This window comes from Dolichospermum sp. UHCC 0315A, from assembly GCF_008121535.1.
GTDB classification, from domain to species: Bacteria; Cyanobacteriota; Cyanobacteriia; order Cyanobacteriales; family Nostocaceae; genus Dolichospermum; species Dolichospermum lemmermannii.
Genome location: NZ_CP043056.1, coordinates 1100208 through 1125768, shown reverse-complemented (window position 1 = coordinate 1125768; position 25561 = coordinate 1100208). Strand labels below are relative to the sequence as shown.

At 37.1% G+C, this 25561-nt stretch carries 17 protein-coding genes and 1 other RNA gene; 11 read left to right on the top strand and 7 right to left on the bottom strand.

Annotated elements, in window-relative coordinates:
- Positions 1–311: 311 nt before the first annotated feature.
- Positions 312–6020, bottom strand: a complete 5709-nt coding sequence (locus BMF77_RS05180; protein ID WP_148761168.1) for an alpha-2-macroglobulin — start codon at positions 6018–6020, stop codon at positions 312–314.
- A gap of 160 nt (positions 6021–6180) precedes the next feature.
- Here BMF77_RS05180 and pbpC point away from each other — a divergent pair, with 160 nt between their 5' ends.
- From pbpC to rnc, 8 genes are all read left to right on the top strand, one after another.
- Positions 6181–8532, top strand: a complete 2352-nt coding sequence (gene pbpC / locus BMF77_RS05175; RefSeq protein ID WP_148766816.1) for a penicillin-binding protein 1C — start codon at positions 6181–6183, stop codon at positions 8530–8532.
- 117 nt (positions 8533–8649) lie between these two features.
- On the top strand, positions 8650–8796 hold the full coding sequence (locus BMF77_RS26535) for a hypothetical protein (protein WP_015083478.1): 147 nt from the start codon (positions 8650–8652) through the stop codon (positions 8794–8796).
- A 154-nt stretch (positions 8797–8950) separates the two neighbouring features.
- A complete protein-coding gene (locus tag BMF77_RS05170; RefSeq protein WP_027401813.1) occupies positions 8951–9352 on the top strand; it encodes a GxxExxY protein in 402 nt (133 codons plus the stop codon).
- A gap of 313 nt (positions 9353–9665) precedes the next feature.
- On the top strand, positions 9666–10364 hold the full coding sequence (locus tag BMF77_RS05165; RefSeq protein WP_148761166.1) for a hypothetical protein: 699 nt from the start codon (positions 9666–9668) through the stop codon (positions 10362–10364).
- A 52-nt stretch (positions 10365–10416) separates the two neighbouring features.
- An RNA gene (gene rnpB, locus BMF77_RS05160) (RNase P RNA component class A) lies at positions 10417–10780 on the top strand.
- 159 nt (positions 10781–10939) lie between these two features.
- Positions 10940–12298, top strand: coding sequence for an AAA family ATPase (locus BMF77_RS05155; protein WP_246863071.1), 1359 nt, complete (start codon positions 10940–10942; stop codon positions 12296–12298).
- On the top strand, positions 12298–13236 hold the full coding sequence (locus tag BMF77_RS05150; RefSeq protein WP_148761162.1) for a DUF4435 domain-containing protein: 939 nt from the start codon (positions 12298–12300) through the stop codon (positions 13234–13236). The genes BMF77_RS05155 and BMF77_RS05150 overlap by 1 nt, the downstream gene beginning before the upstream one ends.
- A gap of 194 nt (positions 13237–13430) precedes the next feature.
- On the top strand, positions 13431–14156 hold the full coding sequence (rnc, locus tag BMF77_RS05145; protein ID WP_148761160.1) for a ribonuclease III: 726 nt from the start codon (positions 13431–13433) through the stop codon (positions 14154–14156).
- Positions 14157–14412: 256 nt separating this feature from the next.
- Here rnc and BMF77_RS05140 read toward each other — a convergent pair whose 3' ends face one another.
- The 3 genes from BMF77_RS05140 to BMF77_RS05130 all read right to left on the bottom strand — a co-directional run bounded on the left by BMF77_RS05140 (position 14413) and on the right by BMF77_RS05130 (position 16222).
- Positions 14413–14721, bottom strand: a complete 309-nt coding sequence (locus BMF77_RS05140) for an RNA-binding protein (RefSeq protein ID WP_148761158.1) — start codon at positions 14719–14721, stop codon at positions 14413–14415.
- 140 nt (positions 14722–14861) lie between these two features.
- Positions 14862–15161: an RNA-binding protein gene (locus tag BMF77_RS05135; RefSeq protein ID WP_148761156.1), complete on the bottom strand. Its 300-nt coding sequence runs from the start codon at positions 15159–15161 to the stop codon at positions 14862–14864.
- Positions 15162–15352: 191 nt separating this feature from the next.
- Entirely contained in the window at positions 15353–16222 is an 870-nt protein-coding gene (locus BMF77_RS05130) for a PD-(D/E)XK nuclease family protein (protein ID WP_148761154.1), read from the bottom strand.
- A gap of 122 nt (positions 16223–16344) precedes the next feature.
- Between BMF77_RS05130 and BMF77_RS05125 the strand changes: the two genes are divergently transcribed.
- Positions 16345–17772 carry a phosphoglucomutase/phosphomannomutase family protein gene (locus tag BMF77_RS05125; RefSeq protein WP_148761152.1) on the top strand — a complete coding sequence of 476 codons (1428 nt, stop codon included), beginning with the start codon at positions 16345–16347 and terminating at the stop codon, positions 17770–17772.
- 68 nt (positions 17773–17840) lie between these two features.
- On the top strand, positions 17841–18116 hold the full coding sequence (locus tag BMF77_RS05120; protein WP_148761150.1) for a lipopolysaccharide assembly protein LapA domain-containing protein: 276 nt from the start codon (positions 17841–17843) through the stop codon (positions 18114–18116).
- A 367-nt stretch (positions 18117–18483) separates the two neighbouring features.
- Here the strand turns inward: BMF77_RS05120 and BMF77_RS05115 are convergent, their stop codons facing one another.
- From BMF77_RS05115 to BMF77_RS05105, 3 genes are all read right to left on the bottom strand, one after another.
- Positions 18484–19293 (bottom strand): DUF4351 domain-containing protein, encoded by an 810-nt coding sequence (locus BMF77_RS05115; RefSeq protein ID WP_148761148.1) that lies wholly within the window; start codon positions 19291–19293, stop codon positions 18484–18486.
- Between the two features lie 382 nt (positions 19294–19675).
- A complete protein-coding gene (locus BMF77_RS05110; RefSeq protein WP_210422302.1) occupies positions 19676–20722 on the bottom strand; it encodes a cyanophycinase in 1047 nt (348 codons plus the stop codon).
- A 125-nt stretch (positions 20723–20847) separates the two neighbouring features.
- Entirely contained in the window at positions 20848–22035 is a 1188-nt protein-coding gene (locus BMF77_RS05105; RefSeq protein ID WP_148761144.1) for a glycosyltransferase family 4 protein, read from the bottom strand.
- Positions 22036–22633: 598 nt separating this feature from the next.
- On the opposite strand from BMF77_RS05105, the gene BMF77_RS05100 reads away from it, so the two are divergent.
- Positions 22634–25546: a DUF4347 domain-containing protein gene (locus BMF77_RS05100; RefSeq protein WP_148761142.1), complete on the top strand. Its 2913-nt coding sequence runs from the start codon at positions 22634–22636 to the stop codon at positions 25544–25546.
- Positions 25547–25561 lie beyond the last annotated feature (15 nt).

Here is a 25561-nt window from a genome sequence, read left to right as displayed (position 1 = left end):
ATTTAGTTACTATATATGCTACTAAGGATTTTTGAGTTTGGCATTATTAATCTTAGAGGATGTTTGAAAAGTGGTATTCCGTAATTTTCATCACATTGCTACCCCCCTTAGTCCCCCCTTGTAAAGGGGGGAAACAATAAAAATCCAGTTCCCTCCCCTTTACAAGGGGAGGGTTAGGGTGGGGTAAAAAATATTTGATACATCAACCATAACTTTTCAAACACCCTCTTAGCAAAATTTACAACTCTATGCCATTGATAGGAGTTGAGGGGTCTTATATCTTTGCTTTCTTTCTGCCCGCGCTCAAATTATCACTTTTTTTCTGCCAATATTAAAGTAGAATCTGCACTTCGTCCAAATTCTTCTGGTGCATATTGAAGATGAACTTCCGCACCAGGCCAAATAAATGTTCCTGGAGTCACAGAACGAACTAAATAATGTAAACTATAAACTCCCGGTTCGAGATGATTTGCATAGGAAATAATTCGATCTTTATGGATTGTTTTATATCCTAATTGCCAATTATCGGCTTTTGCTTGTAATGCTGGTGTCGCTGTTTGAAAACTATCATCTACAGCTTCAAAACCTGCGGGTAAGGGGTCTTTAATGACTACATGATCTACAGGATGATCTGTAATTATTTCTAACCCAATATCAAAGACTTGTCCAGGTTGTAAAGTTAAATGTTTATCAAAAGCATACATTCCAGTTTTTTGAATAACTTTCTCTTCATTGACTTTACTAATTTCTCGCGTTACTCGTAACCCGTTAAATCTTCCTGGTTGATTTCCTTGTAACCGATATTTGTAAGCAACTAAATAATGTAATCTGCCTCTTCCAGATTTTTGTAACCATAAATCACGATTACCTTGGGGTAATTTATTCATGGGAACATTTATTTGCAAGTTGGGATTTTGATAGCCATTAAAACGGGTTTCTGCTAATTTCTGATTTGCTAATTTTACCGTAGTCATAAAATTAGGTGGTGTGGGTTGAAGTTGACTATATGCAACTAAAGCTGTGAGGGCTTGGGCGTTATTATAACTAGATTCCCATGTGCCATCTCTGCGTAAATTAAGAAGACTTTGCAGTAATTTATCAATGATTTCTGGGTTGGTTTTTTGGTCAATAAATAACCGTAAAGCTTGGGCTTGGGTGACAGTATTTGAACTCATCCAACTCCAACTTTGAGGTAAGTTTACAACTGCGGTACGTCCAGTTTCATAAATATTCTTTTGGAATTGCACACGCATAATTTGCGCTTGATTTTGCCATTCAGGAAATTGATATAGATATCTGGCTAATTTGATTTGAGTAACTAGATCAAAATCATCACGTTGTTGATAAATATCTGACAGAAAACTATTGCGTTTATCTCCTAATTGTGCTAAGGCAATTAAAGAATTTAGTTGCAATTTAGATTTACAAAGTTTCTGTTTACAAAAGTCATATTGTCCAGGATTTGCAAGAACATTTTGCAGATAAGTTTTCAGAGTAGAGATGATTTTACTATCAACCAAATCAGGAAAAATTTGATTAGCTTTAACTAAAGATTCTGTTGCATAACTAGAAACCCAAGGATCTGATTTTTGTTGTCCTGGAAATGCTGCAAAACCACCATCTGCTATTTGCAATTTTTGTAATTGTGCAATTGCTAATTTTGCTTGTGCTTGAGGATTAAATTCTGCAAAGGTTTGATTATATTTTTGGGTGAGGGTTTGCAGATTTGCCGCAATTAATAATTGACTTGCGGCTGGTTCTGCAAATGGTAAATTATTATTTTCTAAAACTTGTTTTGCAGGTGCTGTAATTTCTGGAATTAAGGTACTGGCTAATTGAATATCTAAACCTCCGGCTTCGCGGCAGGTATTTTTATTAATATTTAGGGGAATTTTTACCTGTTTTTCACTAACACCAGTTTCTACAACTTGTTCAGTAATTTCTAAAGGTTTAATTTCCAAAGGGACAGTAAAAGCATCAGCAATATTATTTAATTGGGTGGTAAATGTGAGTTTACCTTCTCCCACATTACCCGCTATCATGGGGAAGCGATAAGCTTGGGTTGCTGACTCGGCTTTTGGTTGTAATGTGGTGGTTTTGGGATTATTTTCTGCGAAGTTGAGAGAACCGCTAAGTTCACCTTTAATATTCAAATTTCCGGTGTTTGTGGTGGTATTAGTGACGGATAAACCTGCCAAAATGCGATCGCCTGTGCGGGCAAATTGTGGCAGAATAGCATTAGTTATTAATGGCTTTGTGGTGATAAATGTTGCGTCACCATTGCCAAACCGCAAATTTCCATCTGTAGCCACTACCATTATCCGCCAAGTTGTTAAATTATCGGGTAATTTAAAGGTGATTTTCGCCTTACCATTTTCATCACTAATTACCGAACCATTGTAATAAGCTAAAGCTTGAAAATCTTCACGAATCCGAGTATTTGCTAAAGCATTGGAGAAGCCACCACCATAACCCCAACCTTTGGGTAAACTTGTCGGTAATGGGGCTAATTTAACATGACGACGATTATCACTAAATCGGGTAGAAATTGGTTGTTCTGCATAAACAGTATCTACCAAATTTGGCGGACGATAACCAGTTAATTGTAATATGGCTTCATTCACCACCATGACAGTAAATTGTCCTTTGGTGGGTTTTCCTTGATCATCTTTTAATTCCAGTTCTACATTTGCTTCTCTTCCCGGTTCTAAAGATTTTTCAACTGGGTTAATTTGTACCTTTAAATATTTATCTGCTAGGTTAACTTTAAAATCTGCAAAACCAATTCGGGCTAAATTTTCTAAACTTCCCAGTTCTATTTGATTAAGTGGTTTACCTTGTCTAACTAACACCGCTTGTACTGCTGCATTAGGTAACATTTCTGGCGTAATTGGAAACTGAATTTGGGGCGTACCTCCTTTAATTTTGATAACTTGTTGATAGAGAGGTTTATCTTTAATGACTGCAAAATATAATTCTCCTTCTGGGTAGGGAGATTGAATTAAAGCTGTTGCTGTGTCTCCAGGTTTAAACTCTTTTTTATTTAATTTAACTGACAACTTATCTTTTTCTTCTCCACCCCAAAATACTTGATTTTCTCCTGTCACCCAAATTTGTAAATCTGTGGCTGTAATTTCATCTTTATTATCACTAAAATTAGCGCGAATCCGATATGAACCTGATATGGTAGGTTTCAAATTGACTGTTTGGGGAGTATTCCCAGATGTAATATCTGTTTTCCCAACTGTCTGATATTCAACTTGATTTTGTGGAGTTTTACTACCTTCAACAATTTTAGTAACGCTGCTATATTTCATCTGTTGTAATTCCAGATGTATCCTTTGATTTTCTAGAGGTTTTCCCGTTGGGTCAGTGACAATAAATTCTACAGGAAAATCTTTACCAGCGTCAGCGACAAAATTACTTTTTAAACCAATGATTCGGTCACTGGGTAAAGCAGTAAAAGTTTGGGAATTAGCAACCGATAAATTAGAAACATCACTAATTTGCACGTCTACCCGGTAAGTCATGGGGTAGGGTAAATCTTTAGCTACAGTTAAAGTTTGATTACTTTTCCCATTAGCATCTAATTTAGTGTTAGTTTGTAAAACATCATTAGGAACATTGGGACTTTCTTCTGGACAAAACCATTGTCTCCCAAAACTAAATTCCTCCCAACCTTTAGGGATAAAATTAGCCTGTTGACGAGTGACAAAATATTTAGCTTCTCCTCCTTCCACTGGGGAACCAAATAAATAATTACTTCCTACTTGCACATCAATTTTGTCATCAATTACCGCATATTTTTTATTTAGCTGTAAATAAACTTTAAAATTTGGTGGTTTAAATTCTGCTACTCGAAACTCTCCAGAAATTTCTTGTCCCTTGTTACCTTTTGCTTTAATAGTATAAAATCCTAAAGGCTGATTTGTGGGAATCGGTAACTCTAAAGAAAATGTACTAAATTCATTAGTTGTTTTTGTGCCTAAATCTGTATTTTTCCCAGTAGTATTGACTAAAGTTAATTGATAAACTGCATTTTTATCTTCCTGAACTTTACCTTTTTCTAAATAATCTGCAAAAGCAGTAAAAGCCGCTTTTTCTCCGGGTTGATATAACTTTCTATCAGAAAAAATTATGCCTCGTGATTCTGGTTTATCAGCTTCCCAACCAGCATCAATTCCATAACCATAAGCACCACTATATTCTTCATTTCTAGTAAATGCCCAATCTTGATTTTCACTAGCAATTACTAATAATTGTGGTAAACTAGATTTTAATTTGGGATAACATTGGATTAATTGATTATTTTCAATGATAAAAATTCCCTTTTCATCAGTTTTCCCAGTTGCACATGGTACAGGTTGAGGACGAGATTTATCCGCTAATTTTGATTGATAAACTTCAATATTTGCCGCTTTAACTGGTGAACCATTACTAAGATAATGAACCCGAATTAAACCGGATTCTGGAAACCATTGAGAAAAGATACCTAAATTGGTTAATTGTACCATTCCATAAGTTGTTGGTTCTCTCCACAATTGTTTACCGTCTTCTTGATATTTATGAGTTCGTGCTTGCACTCCATAAGCTAACATTCCTTGAGTAGTCCCTAATTTTTCTTTGAGGGGAACATTGATAGTTAAGGATTGATTTTGCTTACCATTAATTGTGAAATCTTGCCATTTAGCAGGTTCGGGTAATAAATCATTAGCAGTATTTGTATAAACTAAATCTGTTGGCTTAACAATACGATAAGCTGCTTGATATTTTGATTCTGGTAAATTAATAGTATCAATATTAATTTGTAGATCTTTATCTGTGGGGAAAATATTTAAATCTGAGGGTACAGAAATATTCCCAGCTATATCACCAGTATCATATTTAATTGTGAGTGGTTTACCTAAAGTTTGTCCAAATTTATCTTTGAGATTTTTCTCAATATTAATTGTATAAGTAGTAGCTGGTTCTAAAGCATAAGGATTAATGCTGACAATTCTATCTTCTCCAGAAATTTGCAATACACCATCAATATTTTTTGGTGTTGGCTTAATTTTAATATTTTCCTTAACGGAATCTGCTAATAAAAGATTATTAAATTCTAACTGGGGACTACCTTTAATAAATCTGCCATAAGTTCCACCTGAATCTGGTTCTCCATAGGGTTTAATTCCCACAAATCCCAAAGGTGAATAAGTCGCTAATTTACTGACAAATTCTTTTTGACTTGGTAAATTACCATTAGCAGGAAGAATACCAGGAGAAAAAGTTAAACGGTAAGGTGTGGCTTTTTCCAGATTTTGCTGAGGAATCAGATTATAAATCCAATTTTTAGTTGCAGGATCAAATTTTTCTAAAGGATCTAAATTTTCTGGTGTTTCTTCCTTCGCTAATTCCACCTTAAAACCCACACCTTGAGTTTTACCTTCAGGAATTAACTGTAAATGCTTTTGGACAGAATCTAGATCCAATGCTAAATTAGAGGTAAATTGCAACTTTGGTTGTAAATCAATTGGTTCAACTTCCGCTTTTTCCATGGGGTTAACCCCTGGTAAATTAGTAATTTGAATAGATTGAGTATTAAAAGTCCAAGCCAAATCTTGATTTAACCGATGATTTTTTAAATCAGCTAAACCAGCTTTGAGAGTAACCTTAACTCGCGTCGCTTTCGGTATAGCTTTATCAGCTTGAAAACCCACCATACGCGGAGTTAAAAAGCGAAACTGTCCCGGTAAAGGAGGCCAAATGGCAAATTTAGTTAATAAATTTTGTTGTTGGGGACTATCAAGACTTTCAATAGGAATTACAGCTTCTTTAAAACGGATACGAATTTGCCCCAGAGGTTTTGCATCTCCCACAGGACTGATTTGTTCTATCCAATCTGGTAACTTTGGCGTTATTAAAGACTCAACCATTGGTAATTGTTCCTTACCTGATTGAATACCAATAAAATTACAACCCGTCATTCCGCATACGAGAATAACAATAACCAGGAACTTAAATATTTTTATGATCTTCATATTAAATAAAATGTAAACATCGCATTCCTCTCTTCCTCTGTGTTCTCTGTGCCTCTGTGGTTAGATAAAAAATTCTGTACACAAATCAAAAAGGATTGATATATAGATAACTAATCTAGTGTGACAATTCCCAATAAACCATACAATTCTTAACATTGTGATGAATTTACTAACTCATGTCCTCAAAACTCTTACTCTTCGCGCCTCTGCGACTCTGCGTGAAATCAAATCATATAAATTGAAACTAAAGCGCAACTACAAACTAAATAAAATTATTTTCTCCTTCATATTGATATGTTTTCTAGTCCGATTATGCCCCTATTTTGCACCTATTCATAGTGTAGATATTGCCCAGCATCAATTAGCAATAGAGTTTACAGATCGGAATAATTTACCATTAGGAACTGTATTAACCAGTGATCAAGAAAATACATCAGTTGTGAAATTAAATCAAGTTTCACCTCAATTTATCAAAGCGATTTTGGCGGCTGAAGACGGTAGTTTTTATCAACATGGGGCGTTAGATTTAAAAGCGATTTTGCGGGCAATTAAAATAGGAGTAGAAAATAAAAAAATTGTTTCTGGTGCTTCCACAATTACCATGCAATTGGCGAGAATGTTGGATAATTCACCGCGAACAATGACTGCAAAATTAAAAGAGGTTTGGTTATCGTGGCGATTAGCTGCGGGAATGACTAAAGATGAAATTTTAGCTGCTTATATTAATCGTCTCCCCATGGGCGGAAATATTTATGGGGTGGAAGCTGCGGCGCGAATTTACTTTGCTATTCCTGCAAGTGATTTAAACTTAGCACAAGCTTCTATTTTAGCAGCAATTCCTAATAATCCCACTTATTTTAATCCTTATCAACATCAAAAAAGATTACAGCAACGACAGAAATATGTGTTAAACAGAATGGTACAGGAAAAATATATTTCTGATGCAGAAGTAGAACTTATATATAAAGAGAAAATAATATTTAACCCCCAGCAACAGGGAATTATTGCTGCACCACATTTTTTATTTTGGTTAGCAACAAAAAACAATACACATAATACAGAATCATCACCTATTCGCACGACAATAAATCGCCCTTTACAGCAATTTGTGGAAGCACAAGTACAACAAGTAATTTCTTCTTTAAAGGCGAATAATGTCCATGATGCAGCAGCGGTGATAATTGACAACTCCTCTGGGGAGGTTTTAAGTTATGTCGGTTCGCCTGATTATTTTAATGAAGTGAAATTAGGAAGAAATGATGGAGTCCAAGCTTTGCGCCAACCAGGTTCTACCTTAAAGCCATTTGTGTATGAATTAGCTTTAGAAAAAGGCGTAATTAGTCCTCATACTATTTTGCCAGATGTGCCAACTCATTATGCAATTCCGGGGGCAAAATTATATAGTCCTACAGATTATACTAACAGCTTTCTTGGTCCAGTCAGAGTCAGAATTGCTTTGGCAAATTCTTTAAATGTACCTGCGGTAAAGGTATTAGAAAAGGTGGGTGTAGGAACTTTTTTAAATCGGCTGCATGAATTGGGTTTTGCACATCTAAATCAAGATGCTGAATATTATGGTTTAGGGTTGACTTTGGGTAGTGGTGAGGTGAATTTATGGGAACTGGCTAGGGCTTATTTAACTATGGCTAATATGGGGAAAATCACACCATTGGTAACTACATTAAATAGTTCTCCAATTGCCAATTCTCAATCTTTAGTTTCCCATAATTGGCAATTAATTATTGATATGTTAAGCGATCGCTATGCCAGATCCACAGCTTTTGGTGTAGACTCAGTGTTAAATTTGCCCTTTCCCGTCGCTGTCAAAACTGGTACATCTTCAAACTATCGTGATACCTGGACTGTAGGCTTTAGCAGTGATTATACTGTGGCTACGTGGGTAGGTAATTTCAACGGTGAACCCATGCGTCAAGTTTCCGGTGTCACAGGGGCTGCACCTTTGTGGAATAGAATCATGTTAAATCTGCACGAACATCAAGCCCCCGCTGATTTTCCACCTCCAGCAGACATGATAAAATTGCCTATCTGCGCCACCACAGGGTTAAAACCTACACCTAGCTGTACTTCCGTAGTTCAGGAATATTTCTCTGTCAAAGATAAAATTGCTTATCAAAAATCTACGGATTTCCATTTATCACCTGTGTATGATCAATGGTTAGCAAAACAACCACAATTGAATTTTAATCCTGATAATTTCCGCATTATCTCTCCTCGTAATGGGGATTTATTTCTGCTGTATCCAGGTGGAGACGGACAGCAAAAATTAGAATTTAAAGCTAGTGGAACATTAAATCAGTCCATAGACTGGTGGCTAAATGATAAACATTTATCTACACAATCAAGTAATGGGATATTTTGGCATTTACGCCCTGGTAATTGGCAGTTAGAAGCTAGAACTGGCAAGCTACACGACCAAATAAACTTTCAAGTAAAGTTAGGAAATATCCAACCTAAAAAACAAGGTTTTTCTGTAGCAAATCCCACTAAATAATAGAATATTAGAGATTGATGAATTCTGCATAATCACCTGAATCTTTTATCCGGGAGTTGATAAATCAAAGTTGATAATGTAAATGTGGTTAAAAATTTTCAGGAAGTGAAAATAGTCATGAAAAATACACAAGAACGCAAGTCTACTAAAAAGAAACAGTCTTTTTCTCCTGTTGATATTGGGACTCCTAAAGTACCAGTTCGGAAAACTAAAGCTAAAAATCAACAGTCTGAATCACTCAGCGACTGGGAACACGCGAGTTAATTTATGAACTGCTTTTCTTTCCCTGCATCTGTCTAAACTATGATTTGTAGTGATTTTGGTGATCATGATGATTTAATATGGTAATCATTGAATCAAAGTAATTATAGTTTAGACAATAATCAAGTAAGGTAGGGTAAGTTAGGGTCAAAAAAAGATGATCAATGAAAAGTATAAATACTCGGAACTGACATCCAAAATCATTGGATGTTCTATGACTGTGCATAAAACATTGGGTAATGGTTTTCAAGAAGTAATTTATCAAAGAGCATTGGTAATTGAAATGCAATTGGCGGGTATTTCTTTTGCAAGAGAATTTGAAATGCCAATTTTTTACAAAAAAGAACAAATAGGAACACGACGAGTAGATTTTTTGGTCGAAGGTGTTATTTCAGTTGAAATAAAAGCAGTAACTAAATTAGAAGACGTTCATTTTGCACAAGCAATTAACTACTTAGAAGCATATAATCTTGAGATTGGGTTACTAATCAATTTCGGTGAAACCAGTTTGAACTTTAAAAGACTTACTAATAAGAAATATAAAACGTCTGAACTATGATTCTTATGATTTGGATGATTCTTGTGATTCTTGTGATTTGGATGATTTAGAGTCACACCTGTAAAAATTACATTCAATTGCATCATACAACTTCATCACATAAATCACATAAATCATAAAACGTCTGAACTATGATTCTTATGATTTGGATGATTCTTGTGATTCTTGTGATTTGGATGATTTAGAGTCACACCTGTAAAAATTACATTCAATTGCATCATACAACTTCATCACATAAATCACATAAATCATAAAAATCATAGTTTAGACTATGTTACAATTTTGAAATTGGTAGAAAATCAGGGTTATAAAAATGCAGAGTGGCGACCAAAATCTGATTATTTTGATGATTTATATACTTGTTGTCTATTGGACAATCAATCGCATGATTGCATCTATAGACGATATAGTAAAAGTTGATTTCCAAAAAGGTGCTGTTGATGATCAATTAAAAGCACAAAATCTCCAAGACACCGTGGGTATTTCCTTCAAGACAGGTACTTATGGACTAGATAAAGTGGAAACGGATCTAAAAGAATTATCAATGAGTGTTGAAAATAAATCAGATAGTATTGCCATATATGTTGACTGGGATAATAGTTCTTTCGTGGTTGAACATAGCAAGCAGTCGCGGCGAGTAATTCGCAAATCTCCTGATTTAACCCGCGATTTAGCTATATTCCAAGTTCCGACAATTATCGCTCCTAAAAAGACAATTTCTGAAAATGTCACCGCAGAAGATGTTTTTCAAAGAGATAAAGAATCAGGAGTCTATAAACCGGCCTCACCTTTAATTAATGTAGCGGGAGTTAAAGGGAATAAAAAGTTATATAAAGACTTTTTAGATGGCAAAAAAAATTTAGAATTTTCCTTACAACTTGTATTGCGAATTTCAGAAATCAGAGCCGGTATTGCACCGGGAATAAATGTTCCTCCAGTGTCAATTATTAATTGTCCTTTTACTATTAAAAAAATCCCTTGGACCTACGCTTTACCTTGGAATAAAAAGTAATCTATCTGAGTCTTGCGATTTTCATGTAATTAAAAGTAAACTAGAGAAAGAGAGAGTAGGCGTAGGCAGTTGCAGATTAGTCATAAAGACTGGTTTGAGGAAAGTCCGGGCTTCCGAAAGACCAAACTTGCTGGATAACGTCCAGTGCGAGCGATCGTGAGGATAGTGCCACAGAAAGATACCGCCAGTCAATTTATTGGTTGGTAAGGGTGCAAAGGTGCGGTAAGAGCGCACCAGCAGCGTCGAGAGGCGTTGGCTCGGTAAACCCCGGTTGGAAGCAAGGCCGCAAGGAACTACGGTTGGTCTTTTACCAGTTCCGCTGAAAAAGAGCCGCTAGAGGTGTTTGGTAACAAGCATCCCAGATAGATAACTGCCCTCGCATGAGAACAGAACCCGGCTTACCACCGACTCTCTTTGAAAACGAATTATGGATGTTTTATTTTCCATAGTTCGTTTTTTCAATTACTACAGAAAATGAGAGAGACTGAAACATTTTAGCTAATGAAATTTTGAATAGAGCTATTTGACAACTTATGACATAATATATAGCTATGGTTATTAATATGGACAATAAAATGAACACAAGTAATATAAAATCTTTTTCGGTGTATGGTCTTTTTGGAACAGATGAAGTACACATTCCTTTTGATGAGAATATAAAAATACTAGTTGGTGAAAATGGAATTGGCAAAACTCAAGTTTTAAATCTTTTTTATTATATTTTAACACGAAATTTTTTTAAACTTGGTGAATTTAAATTTGATAGATTAGTTTTATCATTTAATGATAGAAAATCTATCGAGATCACTAAATTTTATGTAGATGAATTGGTTAAAGAAATTTACGATAATCCTATAATTATGGATGAAGTTAATCATCAAATTACACATCCAAGTCGCTATCAGGATTTATTTTTTAAAACTGAGATTTTAAAAAATAAATTTATACAAAGTAGAATAGATTTGGTCTATACTTCAGATGATTATAAAACTATCTATGAACCAAGAAAACGCGGTACTTTTGTTATACAAATTGGGAGAAAAAGAGTAGACATATTCAACCCTTTTTTTAGTCAATGTGAAAAAGAAATTGAATCAGGAATTGGAAATACTGAGATTATGTATTTTCCCACTTATAGACGGGTTGAAGAAGATTTACATAATTTAGGTTATAATGATGATGAAATTTTAAATCAAGAAAATACACTGATTCAGTTTGGAATGGATGATGTGCAAAAACGTTTTACTCAAATTGAAAGTAAAATTGATAAACTCTTAAAAGAAGGATTTTCTAAAATCACTTCGGAAATTTTAAGTCAATTAATAAAAGGATTTTCTCACACAGATAATAATTTTTTAAGTAAAATTAATGAAAATGATATTGAAATTATTTTAGCAAGAGTTGGTAAAGAATTATCTGAAAATGATAAAAATGAAATTAGAAATAGTGTTAAAAATCAATCATTTGAAAATCCATCACTAACTTATATTTTAAAAAAATTAGTAGAAATATATGATAAACAAAAAGAATTAGATGACTCGGTGAAGAAATTTAAAGACGTTTGTAATAAATATTTAATCAATAAAAGAGTATTTTATGATGAAAGTGCCATCAAAATATTTATCAAATCAAAAAAAACTGATGCTGAAATTGACTTGAGTAAACTTTCTTCTGGAGAAAAGCAAATTATTTCTACATTTTCCAAAATATACCTTTCTGAAAGTAACAAAAGATTTATTATACTTTTTGATGAACCGGAATTATCATTATCAATGATCTGGCAACGACAATTACTTCCAGATATTATCAATTCAGGAAAATGCGAATTACTTTTAGCAGTAACTCACTCTCCATTTATTTTTGATAATGAACTGGATAAATATGCTATTGGATTAGATCAATATATTCAACCTTCAGAAACGATTATAGCCTAATGTCATACTTAGATAAACTCAAACAGAGTCGGAATAAATCCCAGGTTGCCTATCAAGAATTTGCCCTGCATACAAGACAAGATAAAGATGGTTTATTTTGTTTTTTTGAAGGTAAAGATAATGCTTATTATGTGCCAAGAATCAAGCGCTTTATTAATAATTATCACCCTATCCATTGTGGTGGTAGAGAGAAAGTGTTAGAAGTTTACCTACTTATTACTATTCATAGAGAATATGATAAGTATAAAAAAGCATTTTTCATTGATAGAGATTTTAATAAACCTTTACCACCTCATAACCCACCAATATTTGAAACATCTTGTTATTCAATTGAAAATTTTTATGTTTCAGTAAATGTTTTCAAAGAAATTATCAAAAATGAATTTCATTTATCAGAGGTTAGTGATCCAGACTTTCAAGTTTGTTTAACTCTTTTTAAAGATAGACAAGAAGAGTTTCATCAAGCTACAATTTTATTTAATGCTTGGTATGCTTGTTTGATAGAAATTAGAAATACTACAGGAACAAAAACAGGTGTAGAACTAGATGATAAATTTCCCAAAGATTTTATTGATTTAACTTTAGAGTCAGTTTCGGCAAATTATGATTTGGAAAAAATTAAACAAAAGTTTCCAAATGCTCCAGAAATTCCAGCAGATATTTTAAATAATAAAATGGAAGAATTTACTAATTGTGAACATTATAAGGTTTTCCGAGGAAAATATGAAATGTGGTTTGTGTTACTCTTTTTAAGGTTAATTTTAAGAGATTCTTGTAAAAGTAAATTGTTCATTGCAGAAAAATTAAGTTTCACTTTTAATAATGACTATACCAGTCCACATCCTATACTTACCAATGAACAAGCACTTACAGCATTTAATGGCTATGCTGAAACCCCTGAAAGTTTGAATGCTTATTTAATGCAAGTGATACAATAGGAATAAATGTCAGTCTATCTCTTCTTTTATGTTTTTATTGTATGGTATCCTATGCTAATTCTACATTCCGCAGCTAGTTGAAGTTATGAAAATGCTAACACAGTAAGTTTTTAAACAAAAAACAGACTTGTATTTATACTTTATAATTTAATGCTAAGTTAAGAGTTATTAGCCCTTTTTTCCACATTTACCTAATGTCCAGCGTTTATCCCCGAAGACAACGGCAACTTGAGAGTTTAGTCCAAAAGTTTGGTTTGTCACTAAATGCACCAGTAAAATGGCAATTATTGGACTTGGCACTAACTCATCCTACCGTCTCCGATACCGCCAATTATGAACAACTAGAATTTGTGGGCGATGCGGTGGTACGTCTCGTGGCGGCTGTGGTATTATGGGAACATTACCCTGATTGCTCCGTTGGTGATTTTGCCGCTATTCGTTCAGTCCTGGTGAGCGATCGCATTCTCGCCCAACTAGCAAGAGAATATGGTTTAGAATTATATTTATTAGTGGCTGGTAGTGCTACTGCTGATCATATCGGGCAAGAATCACGATTAGCAGATTCTTTTGAAGCAGTTCTAGGGGCGCTTTACCTTAGCACCAACAATCTCAATCTGATTCGTCCTTGGCTAGATTCCCATTTCCAACAGCTAACCACAGAAATCCGTCTTGACCCTGCTAGACTTAATTATAAAGCAGCTTTGCAAGAATGGACTCAAGCCCAATTCAAAGTTCTCCCAGAATATCGAGTTTTGGAAGTCAGTCAACCCCACCGCACTCATGAACGCTTCTTTGCTGAAGTTTGGCTACATGAAAAAATGTTAGGACAAGGCAAAGGACGCTCCATTAAAGCCGCTGAACAAGCCGCTGCCAAAGTTGCCTATTCAGCAATTAGCACACCTGTTACAGATCTCTTGTAGTGCGGGCATCTTGCCCGTTGGATATGTACCTCATAACACCGGAAAGTGCTGTATAAGTAGGTTGGCGTTGAAAATTGTCGTTATGGCAAGGCAAAAGGCAAGAGGCAAGAGGCAAGAGGCAAGAGTGAAGAGGGTTTGGGCGATTTTACGTTTCTTTACACAGTTTGGTTTTATTGTGTTCACCTACTTAGATTAAAAAAAGACAGAGATTTCCTCTGTCCTAAAAATATGATAATTAGAGTTTTAATGGCAAAACTTAGTAACGGTCGCCTCCACCACCACCATATCCACCACGTCGACCACCACCAAAAGAACCTTTATCTTCTTTGGGTTTAGCTTTGTTAACTTTTAAGCTGCGTCCCATCCATTCAGCACCGTCAAGTGCTTCAATTGCGGCTGTTTCTTCTGCCTCTTTTTCCATTTCTACAAAGGCAAAACCTCTTTTCCGACCAGTTTCCCGGTCAGTGGGTAGTTGGACTCTCTTCACTTTTCCATATTCTGCGAAAACCCCAGTTAGGTCATTTTCCGTAACCTCATAGGATAAATTGCCGACGTAAATTGACATTGAATAGCTCCGAACACTAAAAATTTGACTTGTTCTTTAACTATAATATCAGCACTGAGATAAAATCCGCCATAGGATTTAAAAAAGACACATATTTTGTGTGTCTTGATAAAATTATGATTTATTGTGGATGTTCAAACTTAGTAACGGCGAGAATAGCCGCCACCGTCGCCACCCCGTCCACCACCACCACGATCTTCTCTGGGTTTAGCTTTATTAACTTTCAAGCTGCGTCCCATCCATTCAGAACCATCAAGTGCAGCAATTGCTGCTTCTTCTTCTTCATCTGAACTCATTTCTATAAAGCCAAAACCCCGGACACGTCCGGTTTCTCGGTCAATAGGTAGTTGAGCTTTTTTTACAGTTCCATATTCTGCAAAAACCTGCTTGAGGTCTTCTTCTGCGACTTGATAGGACAAATTACCGACGTAAATTGACATTGAATAGCTCCAGAAATTAAAAAATGGGCATTTACAGTATGAATAAGAGAAATGCCTCAACCATATAATACCAGTAATTAAGGTTTATTTTCTAATTGGGCATAGAAATTTTTTCTCCGGTAGCATAACCCTCCAAATCACCAACCGTCCCATACAACAACTAGCCAAAGCCCAAATCACCAAAGTACGACTCACGAAGATGTGGGAGAAGGGTGAGATTTTGTAATTGGCATCGAATAAGACTTGGGTAGTTTTAAATCAGCGAATTCACAGATAGAACTAAAGGCACAAAAACGGCAATGGTTTCCGGGATTTGGGGGAAATATTTGACTGAAGTTGCTATTTTTAGCTTCATATTGTTGCAAATCTTCTTGATGTTGATGGGCAATATTTGCTAACTCAGATTCTAAAGATTTAAACTCACTATTACTAATAGTAATTAATTCCGATTTTTTGCCAGCTTCCAAATTATAAAAAGATGCAACTGCGGGTTTACCAGGATAAAGATAACGGGCTGCAAGTAAATAAACTAATGCTTGTCTGTGGTCAAAAGCCGATCTACCTGTTTTAAAATCTAAAATATGTAAGGTGCTATCAGACTCAATAAATATACAATCCATAGCGGCATATAACCGAAAGCAGTAATCTTGTTTTTCAATCACAATCGGTTTAGGAAAACCTTCATCACCGGAAGTTAATTCCAGAATCCGCTTACCTAATAATAAAGGGGCATTTTGATATTTTCTTAAAATTTGTAATACCCGATATTTAACTGTTTCATGGGTTTGACTCAATCTCAATAACCTCGCCACTTTTTCCACACCATCAGCCTGAGTTAACCAATGCAGGTGATGATGAAATTCATATACGCCTTTTTGGGCAAGAATGCCAATGCGCTGGGGTGGGGTAGCTGTTGTCAATAAAGCTTTAACTTGGGGTTCATGCTGTCGCGCTTTGATAAATCCTCTTCTCATTTGGCAATGCCAATGTTCCTGTCCCCGGCTGGGGGCAAATAAAGACCAAAGGTGGTAACTAACAAAGGGTCTATCGGGGGTTGACATTGCTCATGTAGAGTGAGAGAAATTACTTTGGGGATACTTGCGGCTTAGTGGCTGTTCCACAGCTTTGCGGGATGCTTCCTAATAGTAAATAGCAATAATCATGCACGGGAGAGAGTGGCAATATGAGTAACCCTAGCAATTCCGGTAAGATAAAGTTTGGTACTGATGGATGGCGCGGAATTATTGCCGATGATTTTACTTTTCCTAATGTACGGAAAGTAACGAGAGCGATCGCTAGTTATCTGGAAACTGCCTATAGTAAAGACAAACCTGTTTTAATTGCCTACGATACGCGGTTTTTAGCTGACGAGTTTGCCCGGACATCTGCCGCTGTTTTGGCGGATTTGGGCTGGAATGTGAAAATTACTGATCGGGATTGTCCCACTCCAGTAATTGCCTACAATGCCCGTCTGCTCAATTCCGCAGGGGCTTTGATGTTTACTGCTAGTCATAATCCTGCACCCTATTGTGGGATTAAATATATTCCCGATTATGCAGGTCCTGCAACTCCAGAAATTACTGATACTATTGTCGCCAACATAGAAACAGCATCGGATGAGTTACCTGGAAGTAACCCATCTGGGACAATTTCTACTTTTGATCCGAAGCCCGATTATCTAAATTTTATCTACACCTTGTTGGATGTGGAAAAAATTAAAAGTGCGAATTTAAAGGTCAAATATGATGCCCTTTATTCTACCTCACGGGGATATTTAGATGAAGTCTTGCAACACTGTGGTTGTCAATTAGAAAGTTTCCACGATTGGCGAGATGTGCTGTTTGGCGGTGGTATGCCTGAACCCAAAGGGGAACAGTTAGTTGAGTTGGTGGCAGCGGTGAAAGCTGATCATGCGGATTTGGGTTTGGCTACCGATGGTGATAGCGATCGCTTTGGTATTGTTGATGAACAAGGTAACGTTCTCACTCCCAATACAGTGCTGTTAGTTCTAGCACGACATTTGATTAAAAACAAGGGTAAGAGCGGTGCAATTGTTAGGACTGTGGCAACCACGCATTTATTAGATAATTTTGCTGCTAAGTATGGGCTACAAATTTATGAAACTGCGGTAGGTTTTAAATACATTGGCGAGAAAATGCGAGAAACCGCCGTTTTGATTGGTGGAGAAGAATCCGGTGGTTTAAGTATCATTGGCCATATTCCTGAAAAAGATGGGGTTTTAGCAGATATGCTGGTGGCTGAGGCGATCGCTTATGAAGGTAAGCCTTTAAGTCAGTTGGTACAGGAAGCGATCGCTGAAGCTGATGGTCCTTTGTATAACAATCGCTTGGATTTACACCTCACAGAATCTCACAAGGTTGCCGTGATTGATTCCTATACCCAAAATCCGCCTTCAGAAGTGGCAGGAATTGCGGTGAAAGAGGTGGGAAGGAAAGATGGTATTAAACTGTATTTAGAAGAGGGTAGCTGGGTGTTGCTGCGTCCTTCTGGAACAGAACCTTTGGTGAGAGTGTATATGGAAACTAACTCACCAGAAAAACTGAGTCAGATTGCTAAATTCATGGAAGCTGAAATTGCTAAGTTAGGATAGACAATGTAAGTAGTAGAGACGTTCCATGGAACGTCTCTACATTTGTAAGAAATTTATATTTTTAAGTTATGATTTTCAAAATCTTGGCAAATATTTTAATATTAGTAATTATAGCTGTTTGGGTAGTAGCGATCGCTCTCATTTCTGTCCAAAATGCTACTCCTGTATCTTTACGGTTTTTGGTCTTTCAATCCATACAAATGCCCTTTGGTTTGATGTTGGCTTTTGCTGTGGCTGTGGGTTTGTTAGGTACAGCAGTTTTGCAGCCTCTGTGGGGGTTGGGAGAGTCTCAGTCTAGGGTAGATGAGGATGCAGAATTTTTTGTTGATGATGAGGATTTCTAGCGGTTTTTAGATCCCGGACTTCTACAAATTCAATTTCATAAATAACAAAATTGATCAAAGAAGTCGGGGATCTTGATTTTGGGTTTTTCTCACGTAAAGACGCAAAGAGAAAGAGATAAAAGATAACCCACTTAATTAGGGCTGGCTGAATAAACCGAAAACCTAGATAGATTAAGAGTTTCCCGGTTAAAAAAGTGAATTAGGTGCAAGGAATAAGGATTGAAACCATTAAAAACCTATCACTTTCTGAAATTTGAGACTATTCTTCTCTCCTTCTAATTCTTCCTCCTGACTCCTGACTCCTGACTCCTGACTCCTGACTCCTGATTCCTAGCCCTCACGAAAAGACTTTTTCAGCAAGCCCTAATTAATTTTCATGCCGATTTAACCAAGTTACTAGATCAGAGATTTCTGAAAAATCTAACAATGAGTCAGCTAAATTATCTAACTTTTCAATTGTTAGCATTCTGATACTATTAAGTAATGATGAATCTATTTCTCCAAAACGGCGATTAAGCAAACGGATAATCGTCCGTTGTTCACCTTTTTGCAAAATATCCTGATAAATTACTGATTCTTGCATAATTTCCTCGCTTAACAATTGACGAATCAAGTTTTTCTCAAACCGCAAACCGGCTAAAATCTCTGTATAAGCTGCAATATCTTGTTGAGTCTCTCTATCTGAAATTTTAGCAACATTTTCAGAAACTTGTGATAACAGGCTTTGGGGTGAATTTGTCCGGGTTAACGGTGCTAAGGGTAATAATCCAGGATTATTGAGAAATAAAGCAGAATCTTGTTCCCACATCCTGATAACACGATAGCGGTGAATCGTTGTTTCACTGCTGTATGCTTCTATAAATACCTCTTTTTCATTTGTTTCTTGCAAAAAAATTACCACTTGGATAACAGGAACTTTATATTGGCGTGTTAACCTGACATAATAATCTAACATCCGCAAAGGAATAGGCGTTTTAGATGTTGCTTTAGTCTGAAATTCAATATGTAAAATTTGATTTTCTGTCTGGAGAAATGTCAGAAAATCAGCCCGAATTGGTTCAATACTCAATTCGGTTTTTAACACCTTGATTTCTCGCGGTTCTTCTGGTAGTAACCACCGGGCAAAATCAAGAGGATATTTTTCAGCTAATAGTTTACAAACGTTGTCAAAACTCACGACTTTATCAAAGTTAAAAGGTTTTCTCACGCCAAGAGGAAAAGAGATTTTTTATTAGTCGGTTTTAACCGACTTTTGCTTTGAGACAGGGAATTTATTCCCTGGCTATATTAGCCAAAAGCCGTAACCGTAAAAATACTGTTTTGTCACAAAATTAAACTACAGATAAACATGAATTTAAGGGTAACAAGGTAACATACACGATATTCTATTGTTGACCATGATTTAGTTTGATAGAGAGTTTTAGCTTACCAAAATCTTTACTTTCCTTATTCTTTGCGTCTTTGCTCCTTAGCGTCTTTGCGCGAAACAAAGATAGCACCCTTAGCAATAAAGCCCACCTGAGTGGGCTAATGAGGCTGATTTGTGCAGAGAAATGGGATTAATAAGGATCTGAATCAAATTTCCCGCGCTTCACACTCCTAAGATAATAACCTCGTGACGGTAATTTATTTAAATCGAAAGTGTCACCTCTAGGAACTCGCCAAATTTTGTAGTCGTGATAGGTGAGAGGAGTTCCCTTTTTACAAGTTTCTGGAGGATGATCTCCTAAGACAAAATAGGCTGAACCTTTACCCACAACTTTAGCAATACCATATTTATCAACTAGTAAAGATGTTTGCTCACTAATTGCTATCCCTAACGCTTTTGCAGATACACCATCTTGAATTTGCCTAGCAATAAAAACCATAATTCTTCCCATTCTTTTGCGTTCATCGAAATGGGTATCAATGATAGTTCCCCGCAAATGTTTCCACTGGAAAAAGTTATAGGTAAAGGTAATATTCCGGTAGGGATCATCAAGGGCTTCATGAGTTTCAATACTATCTTCACAAGCACAAGAATCATAAACATATTCACTTTGAATCATCGCTCCGGCACTTGTACCACCAATAGCACCACCTTGATCATAAACCGACTTAATAGCAACTTCCAGCTTAGTGTTTTTCCAGTGGCGAATATATTCACATTGATCACCACCAGCAAAGAAAATTACGCCAGCATTTCTGACCTTATCAAAAATATCAGTTCGGTTTGCTTCTTGACGATTACGAATGATGAGAGTTTCTACATATTTGACACCTCTCATACTATAAATTAGCTGATTATAATCATCGTTACCAGCAGCACGAATTACTAAAACATTAACTTTAGTATTGCTGTTACTACCACCCCTGACTTGATTAATCATCCACTGAATAGCGTCATCAACATCAGGACCGCCACCACCTAAATTATGAACAGGTCCAGCTAATTTAGGGAGTTTATAAGCTGGTTCAGAGGTGGGAATTTGGCTATCGGCAATGATATCCTCAAAGAACCGTTTTAACTTGGCTGTTAAACGATCTAGGATGCGGTTTACCATCTTCAACAAGCTGTTTTTTGCATTCTGCAAACGCCTGGATGTACTTAGGAATGCCTTTATCATATTATAATCTTGTCAAGCAAACAGCAATCATTTCTAACTTTCGCATTTCTCAGGGCTAAATTCCTAGCGTACAGGGTTTGTACTGTTTTTTTACGGACAATAATCAGAGTAATCTTTAATTCTCTTTACCAGACAATTTCTGCTCGTTCTTCTACTACTCTTTCATAAACCATTTCTGTTTGTTTACCTAATTTTGGCCAGCTAAATCTTTTCTCTAAATCTGCATAAGCATTATTTACCAACCATTGACAATAATCTGGGTTTTTCAGCACTTCTAATATTCCCCAAGCTACAGAGTCCGAGTTGTTTACCCAGGTGGTAATTCCCGTTTTTGTATGTTGAACTACTTCTGGGAAACCACCAGTATCGGAAACTATGACTGGTACGCGGGAGGCAAAACTTTCTAAAGCAACTATCCCAAAGGGTTCATAAAGACTGGGAAAAACTGCACAGTCAGCGATGGTTTGAAATTTATCTAAGTATTCATCAGCCAGGAATCCAGTAAAGTAACACTTGTGCCAAATTCCCAAATCCCAAGCTTGACGTTTAAGATGGTCAGTATTACCACCACCAATTATGACAAATTTAACATTATTTCCCATTTCCCACAGCACCTTGGGAGCGGCATTAAGTAATATAGGTACGCCTTTTTCATAGGTCATGCGACCAAGATAATAGACAATTTTTTCATCATCTGCGGCAAATCGTCGCCGAAAATCTTGAGCATGAAAATCTTTGTGATGTATTTTCTTTTCTGCGCGAATACCGTTATAAATTACGTCAATTTTATCACTAGGAATATATAGTGTTCCGATCATTTCCCGACGCATATATTCACTACAAACGATGACCCGCCAAGCATTATCAGCTAGTGTATATTCTTTATCATGAATATAGTTTTGGGTATCATTGTGAATACCGTTATAGCGTCCATGTTCTGTGGCGTGAATTGTGGCAATCAGGGGAATTTTAAAGGTATGCTTGAGAGCGATCGCTGCATCCCCAACTAACCAATCATGGCCATGAATCAGATCAAATGGACCTTTTTCCCTTAATAACCTGCCGCCATGTTCTCCCATACTCTCATTTAAGTTCACCACCCAGTGGAAAAAATCGTTACTAGGAGCTACTGGGACACGGTGGATATGAATGCCTTCCACGACTTCATACAAGGATGCTGGACCAAATTCTGGCGTGATTAGGTGGATGTCATGGCCTAACTTTATTAGTTCCGGGTACAATTCAGCAACGTGACGAGCAATTCCCCCAACTATCCTCGGTGGAAATTCCCAACTCAGCACTAATATCTTCATTGACTTGACTCCCCGATGATTGACAAAAAATTAAAATATATAAAAACTATATTTATAGCAGGGAAAAGGGCATTAGAAATTAAAAATTCTCGAAAACTCTTAGGAATACTACTGGCTGGCTGATTGACGAAGGAGCATTCACTTGCAGCCGATAGACTTTTTCCGCCAATCCTAAGTATATATAGGAATCACAAATGATATTTCAGTATCTTGTCCAAATCGAAAAAAGCCTTGATTCGTAGGTTGGGTTGTTCGCGTGAGCGTTGCGGAGCAATAGCATGAAACCCAACATGAGCGTTGGGTTGCGCTGTCGCTACAAAAAATGGACAAGGTATTGTTTATGACGATGAATTGATGGTTTTAAAGGCTTAATTGAGATTTAGTCACTTGCGTCACACTAAGTATATGTCATAAAAAGATTATTAATTACCCCAAAATTACGGTTTTGTCTATCAGTAAAATCTCTTACGATTATACCTGTATTGAATATTGAAACGAGTTGGGATTAGAAATTGTAGGGGTTTAGCATTGCTAAACCTTTGTATTCCACAGTGCAATAGAAAACTACACTTCCTTATCAGGTGCGGAAATCAAAAATATGTTAAATAACTCTTTTCTCAGTCAAACCGCGACAACAGTTGTCTTTATTGATTTCTCTGTTTCCAAATATCACACCCTCCAAACGGGAATTGTTGACGGAGTAGAAACAGTTATTCTTTCCCCAGAGCGAGACGGGATTGAAGAAATTACCCAAGTTTTACAACAAAATCCCCAAGTTAACAGTGTATATATAGTTGCTCAGGGTTCTCCGGGAAGTTGGTATTTAGGTAATACGCACCTGAGTTTAGACAATTTAGATAAATTACAAGATTATCAATCACTAATCACAACTGAGAAAATTAAGCAGATTCTTCTTGATAACAACAACGGTGGCTTTGAAAGTATCTTTGATAGAGGTAATGGTATAGCTTTTGCTGATCTGCAAGGAGCGCAATCCAACAACTATCAAGGTTTTACCCAAACCTCATTCCCTATTCCCCAGGAAGCAACTTTATCCCAAGCACAGATTCCCCTAACGCAGCAAAACCTGGCTAACTTATTTGCCACAACAAATGGGTCACTGACGAAGCTTAGCTCAGATCTTGCCACGTTGTTTACAGGCATCAATTCCTCCTCTCTTCAGTCAACCAATCTTCAGTCAACCAATGGCCTTATTGCCAATCAATCATTTCTTCAGATAACTGGTGATAATGTTGCAATTGAAGCGACAGCAGATACTAACCCAGATCAATTATTGACTGACTTACAATCTCTAGGGTTACAACAGTCTTTTGCCTTTGGGCGTGTCATTTCGGGAGTGATTCCTATATCGGAACTCGGTAATGTGGCGGCATTGTCAAGCTTGCGGTTAGTTCGTCCTGTTTATCAGCCTATTACCAATGTGGGTTCGGTTACCAGCCAAGGCGATGTAGCTCAACGCTCAAGCAATGCCCGTTCGATTTATCCTGGCGTAGATGGTACAGGTATTACGGTGGGTGTCCTGTCAGACAGCTATAATAATCGAGGTGGGGCTTCGGCTGATGTCGCTAGTGGGGATTTGCCCTCTGGAGTGATTGTCCTACAGGATCTCGCATCGGGGGGGACTGATGAAGGTCGAGCAATGTTGCAGATTGTCTCCGATGTAGCCCCTGGAGCAAAACTCGCTTTTCATACTGCCAACGGGGGACAGGCTGCCTTTGCCAATGGCATTAAGAACCTTGCCAAACCAGTAGCCAATGGTGGAGCAGGGGCAAGCGTAATTGTAGATGATGTCTTTTATTTCGCTGAACCCTATTTTCAAGATGGCATTGTTACTCAGGCAGTGGATCAAGTGGCAGCAGATGGTGTTGTCTATTTTTCTTCCGCAGGCAATCAAGCCCGTCAATCCTATGAAAGTGCATTCGTGCCAGGAAGCTCAGCTACTGTTGGTGGGCAAAATTATACCTTTCAGGACTTCGATCCCAGTGGGGTAGTCAATAATTTCCAAGCAATTACCATTAACGGCGCATTTACACCCGGACTGCAATGGGATCAGCCCTTTGCTTCTGCCAGCACTACTGGAGTCGGTTCGCAAAATGACTTGGATATGTTTTTGTTCGCTTCTCCTAGCTTTACGAGTACCATCTATGCTTCTAGTACCAGTAATAATTTAAATGCTGATCCATTTGAAATTTTCGGAGTAACTGGAACAGCTACAGCATACGTAGCGATTGGTAAGCGTGATTCTGTGGGGGGGGCGAACCCAACTAAGATCAAATATGTTGATTTTAGCGGGAGGAATAACACTTATCAATTTGCTACGAATAGTTCAACATCTGTCGGACATAATCAATCTGCTAATGGTCTGGGTGTAGCGGCAGCTTCTTATCAACAAACACCCGCCTTTGGGACAAATCCTGCTGTAGCTGAGTCATTTACTTCTCTCGGCGGTACCCCCATTTTGTTTGATACGGCGGGAAACAGACTCGCCACACCAATTATTCGGAATCAGCCTGCTATTACAGCACCCGATGGTGTGGATACCACATTCTTTGGACAGGATTCAGATGGCAATGGTAAGCCAAATTTCTTTGGTACATCAGCCGCCGCGCCTTCTGCCGCAGGAGTTGCTGCTTTAATCCGTCAGGCCGCTCCAAGTGCCACCAACACGCAAATTTACAATGCGTTGAAGAATACAGCTATTGACATGAATACCCCTGGGTATGATTTGCTGACTGGGTATGGATTAATTCAAGCGGATGCTGCGATCGCCACTCTTAATTATGCACCCACTAACTTAACTCTCTCCAACAACACCATTGCCGAAAATCAAGCCATAGGAACAGCCATTGGCACATTCACCACGACAGACCCAGATACAGGAAACACCTTCACCTATAGCTTAGTTACAGGAACAGGTGCAACTGATAATAGTTTATTTGCCATTACCAATAATCAACTCAAAACCAACTCTGTCTTTGACTACGAAACCCAAAACAGTTACAGCATTCGAGTTAGAACCACAGACCAAGGGGGGTTAAGTTATGAAAAACAATTAACTATTGGAGTCAATGATCTCAATGAAATTACTGGTAATCCCTCAATTAACAATGGTCGTACCCCAATTGTAGGAACTGCTGGTTCTGACCATATTATAGGCGGTCCAGGGGCAAAAACCATTACTGGAGGTGCTGGTAATGATTTCTTCGTGTTTACTGATCTCCGAGCTGTGGGACAACGGATTACGGATTTTACTGTAGGAACAGACAAAATTGTCCTTACTCAATTGATTAGTAGTATTAATTATATTGGTATTGATCCTATTGCGGATCAATACATGAGATTTGTCGCCGGAACAGGTAGCAATACTGGTAGTACCTTTCTGCAAATTGATCGGGATGGGATTTTAGGTAGTGCCACATTTAAGAACTTCCTTCAGGTTGATAACATCACTACCACCCAGTTAAATAACGTCAACAATTTTGTTTTCTAATATTTTCTCATCACG

Bases quoted from the DNA above. Each gene is read 5' to 3' on its own strand.
- BMF77_RS05180 (WP_148761168.1), bottom strand. From the start codon at position 6,020: ATGAAGATCATAAAAATATTTAAGTTCCTGGTTATTGTTATTCTCGTA.
- pbpC (WP_148766816.1), top strand. From the start codon at position 6,181: ATGAATTTACTAACTCATGTCCTCAAAACTCTTACTCTTCGCGCCTCT.
- BMF77_RS26535 (WP_015083478.1), top strand. From the start codon at position 8,650: ATGAAAAATACACAAGAACGCAAGTCTACTAAAAAGAAACAGTCTTTT.
- BMF77_RS05170 (WP_027401813.1), top strand. From the start codon at position 8,951: ATGATCAATGAAAAGTATAAATACTCGGAACTGACATCCAAAATCATT.
- BMF77_RS05165 (WP_148761166.1), top strand. From the start codon at position 9,666: ATGCAGAGTGGCGACCAAAATCTGATTATTTTGATGATTTATATACTT.
- BMF77_RS05155 (WP_246863071.1), top strand. From the start codon at position 10,940: ATGAACACAAGTAATATAAAATCTTTTTCGGTGTATGGTCTTTTTGGA.
- BMF77_RS05150 (WP_148761162.1), top strand. From the start codon at position 12,298: ATGTCATACTTAGATAAACTCAAACAGAGTCGGAATAAATCCCAGGTT.
- rnc (WP_148761160.1), top strand. From the start codon at position 13,431: ATGTCCAGCGTTTATCCCCGAAGACAACGGCAACTTGAGAGTTTAGTC.
- BMF77_RS05140 (WP_148761158.1), bottom strand. From the start codon at position 14,721: ATGTCAATTTACGTCGGCAATTTATCCTATGAGGTTACGGAAAATGAC.
- BMF77_RS05135 (WP_148761156.1), bottom strand. From the start codon at position 15,161: ATGTCAATTTACGTCGGTAATTTGTCCTATCAAGTCGCAGAAGAAGAC.
- BMF77_RS05130 (WP_148761154.1), bottom strand. From the start codon at position 16,222: ATGTCAACCCCCGATAGACCCTTTGTTAGTTACCACCTTTGGTCTTTA.
- BMF77_RS05125 (WP_148761152.1), top strand. From the start codon at position 16,345: ATGAGTAACCCTAGCAATTCCGGTAAGATAAAGTTTGGTACTGATGGA.
- BMF77_RS05120 (WP_148761150.1), top strand. From the start codon at position 17,841: ATGATTTTCAAAATCTTGGCAAATATTTTAATATTAGTAATTATAGCT.
- BMF77_RS05110 (WP_210422302.1), bottom strand. From the start codon at position 20,722: ATGATAAAGGCATTCCTAAGTACATCCAGGCGTTTGCAGAATGCAAAA.
- BMF77_RS05105 (WP_148761144.1), bottom strand. From the start codon at position 22,035: ATGAAGATATTAGTGCTGAGTTGGGAATTTCCACCGAGGATAGTTGGG.
- BMF77_RS05100 (WP_148761142.1), top strand. From the start codon at position 22,634: ATGTTAAATAACTCTTTTCTCAGTCAAACCGCGACAACAGTTGTCTTT.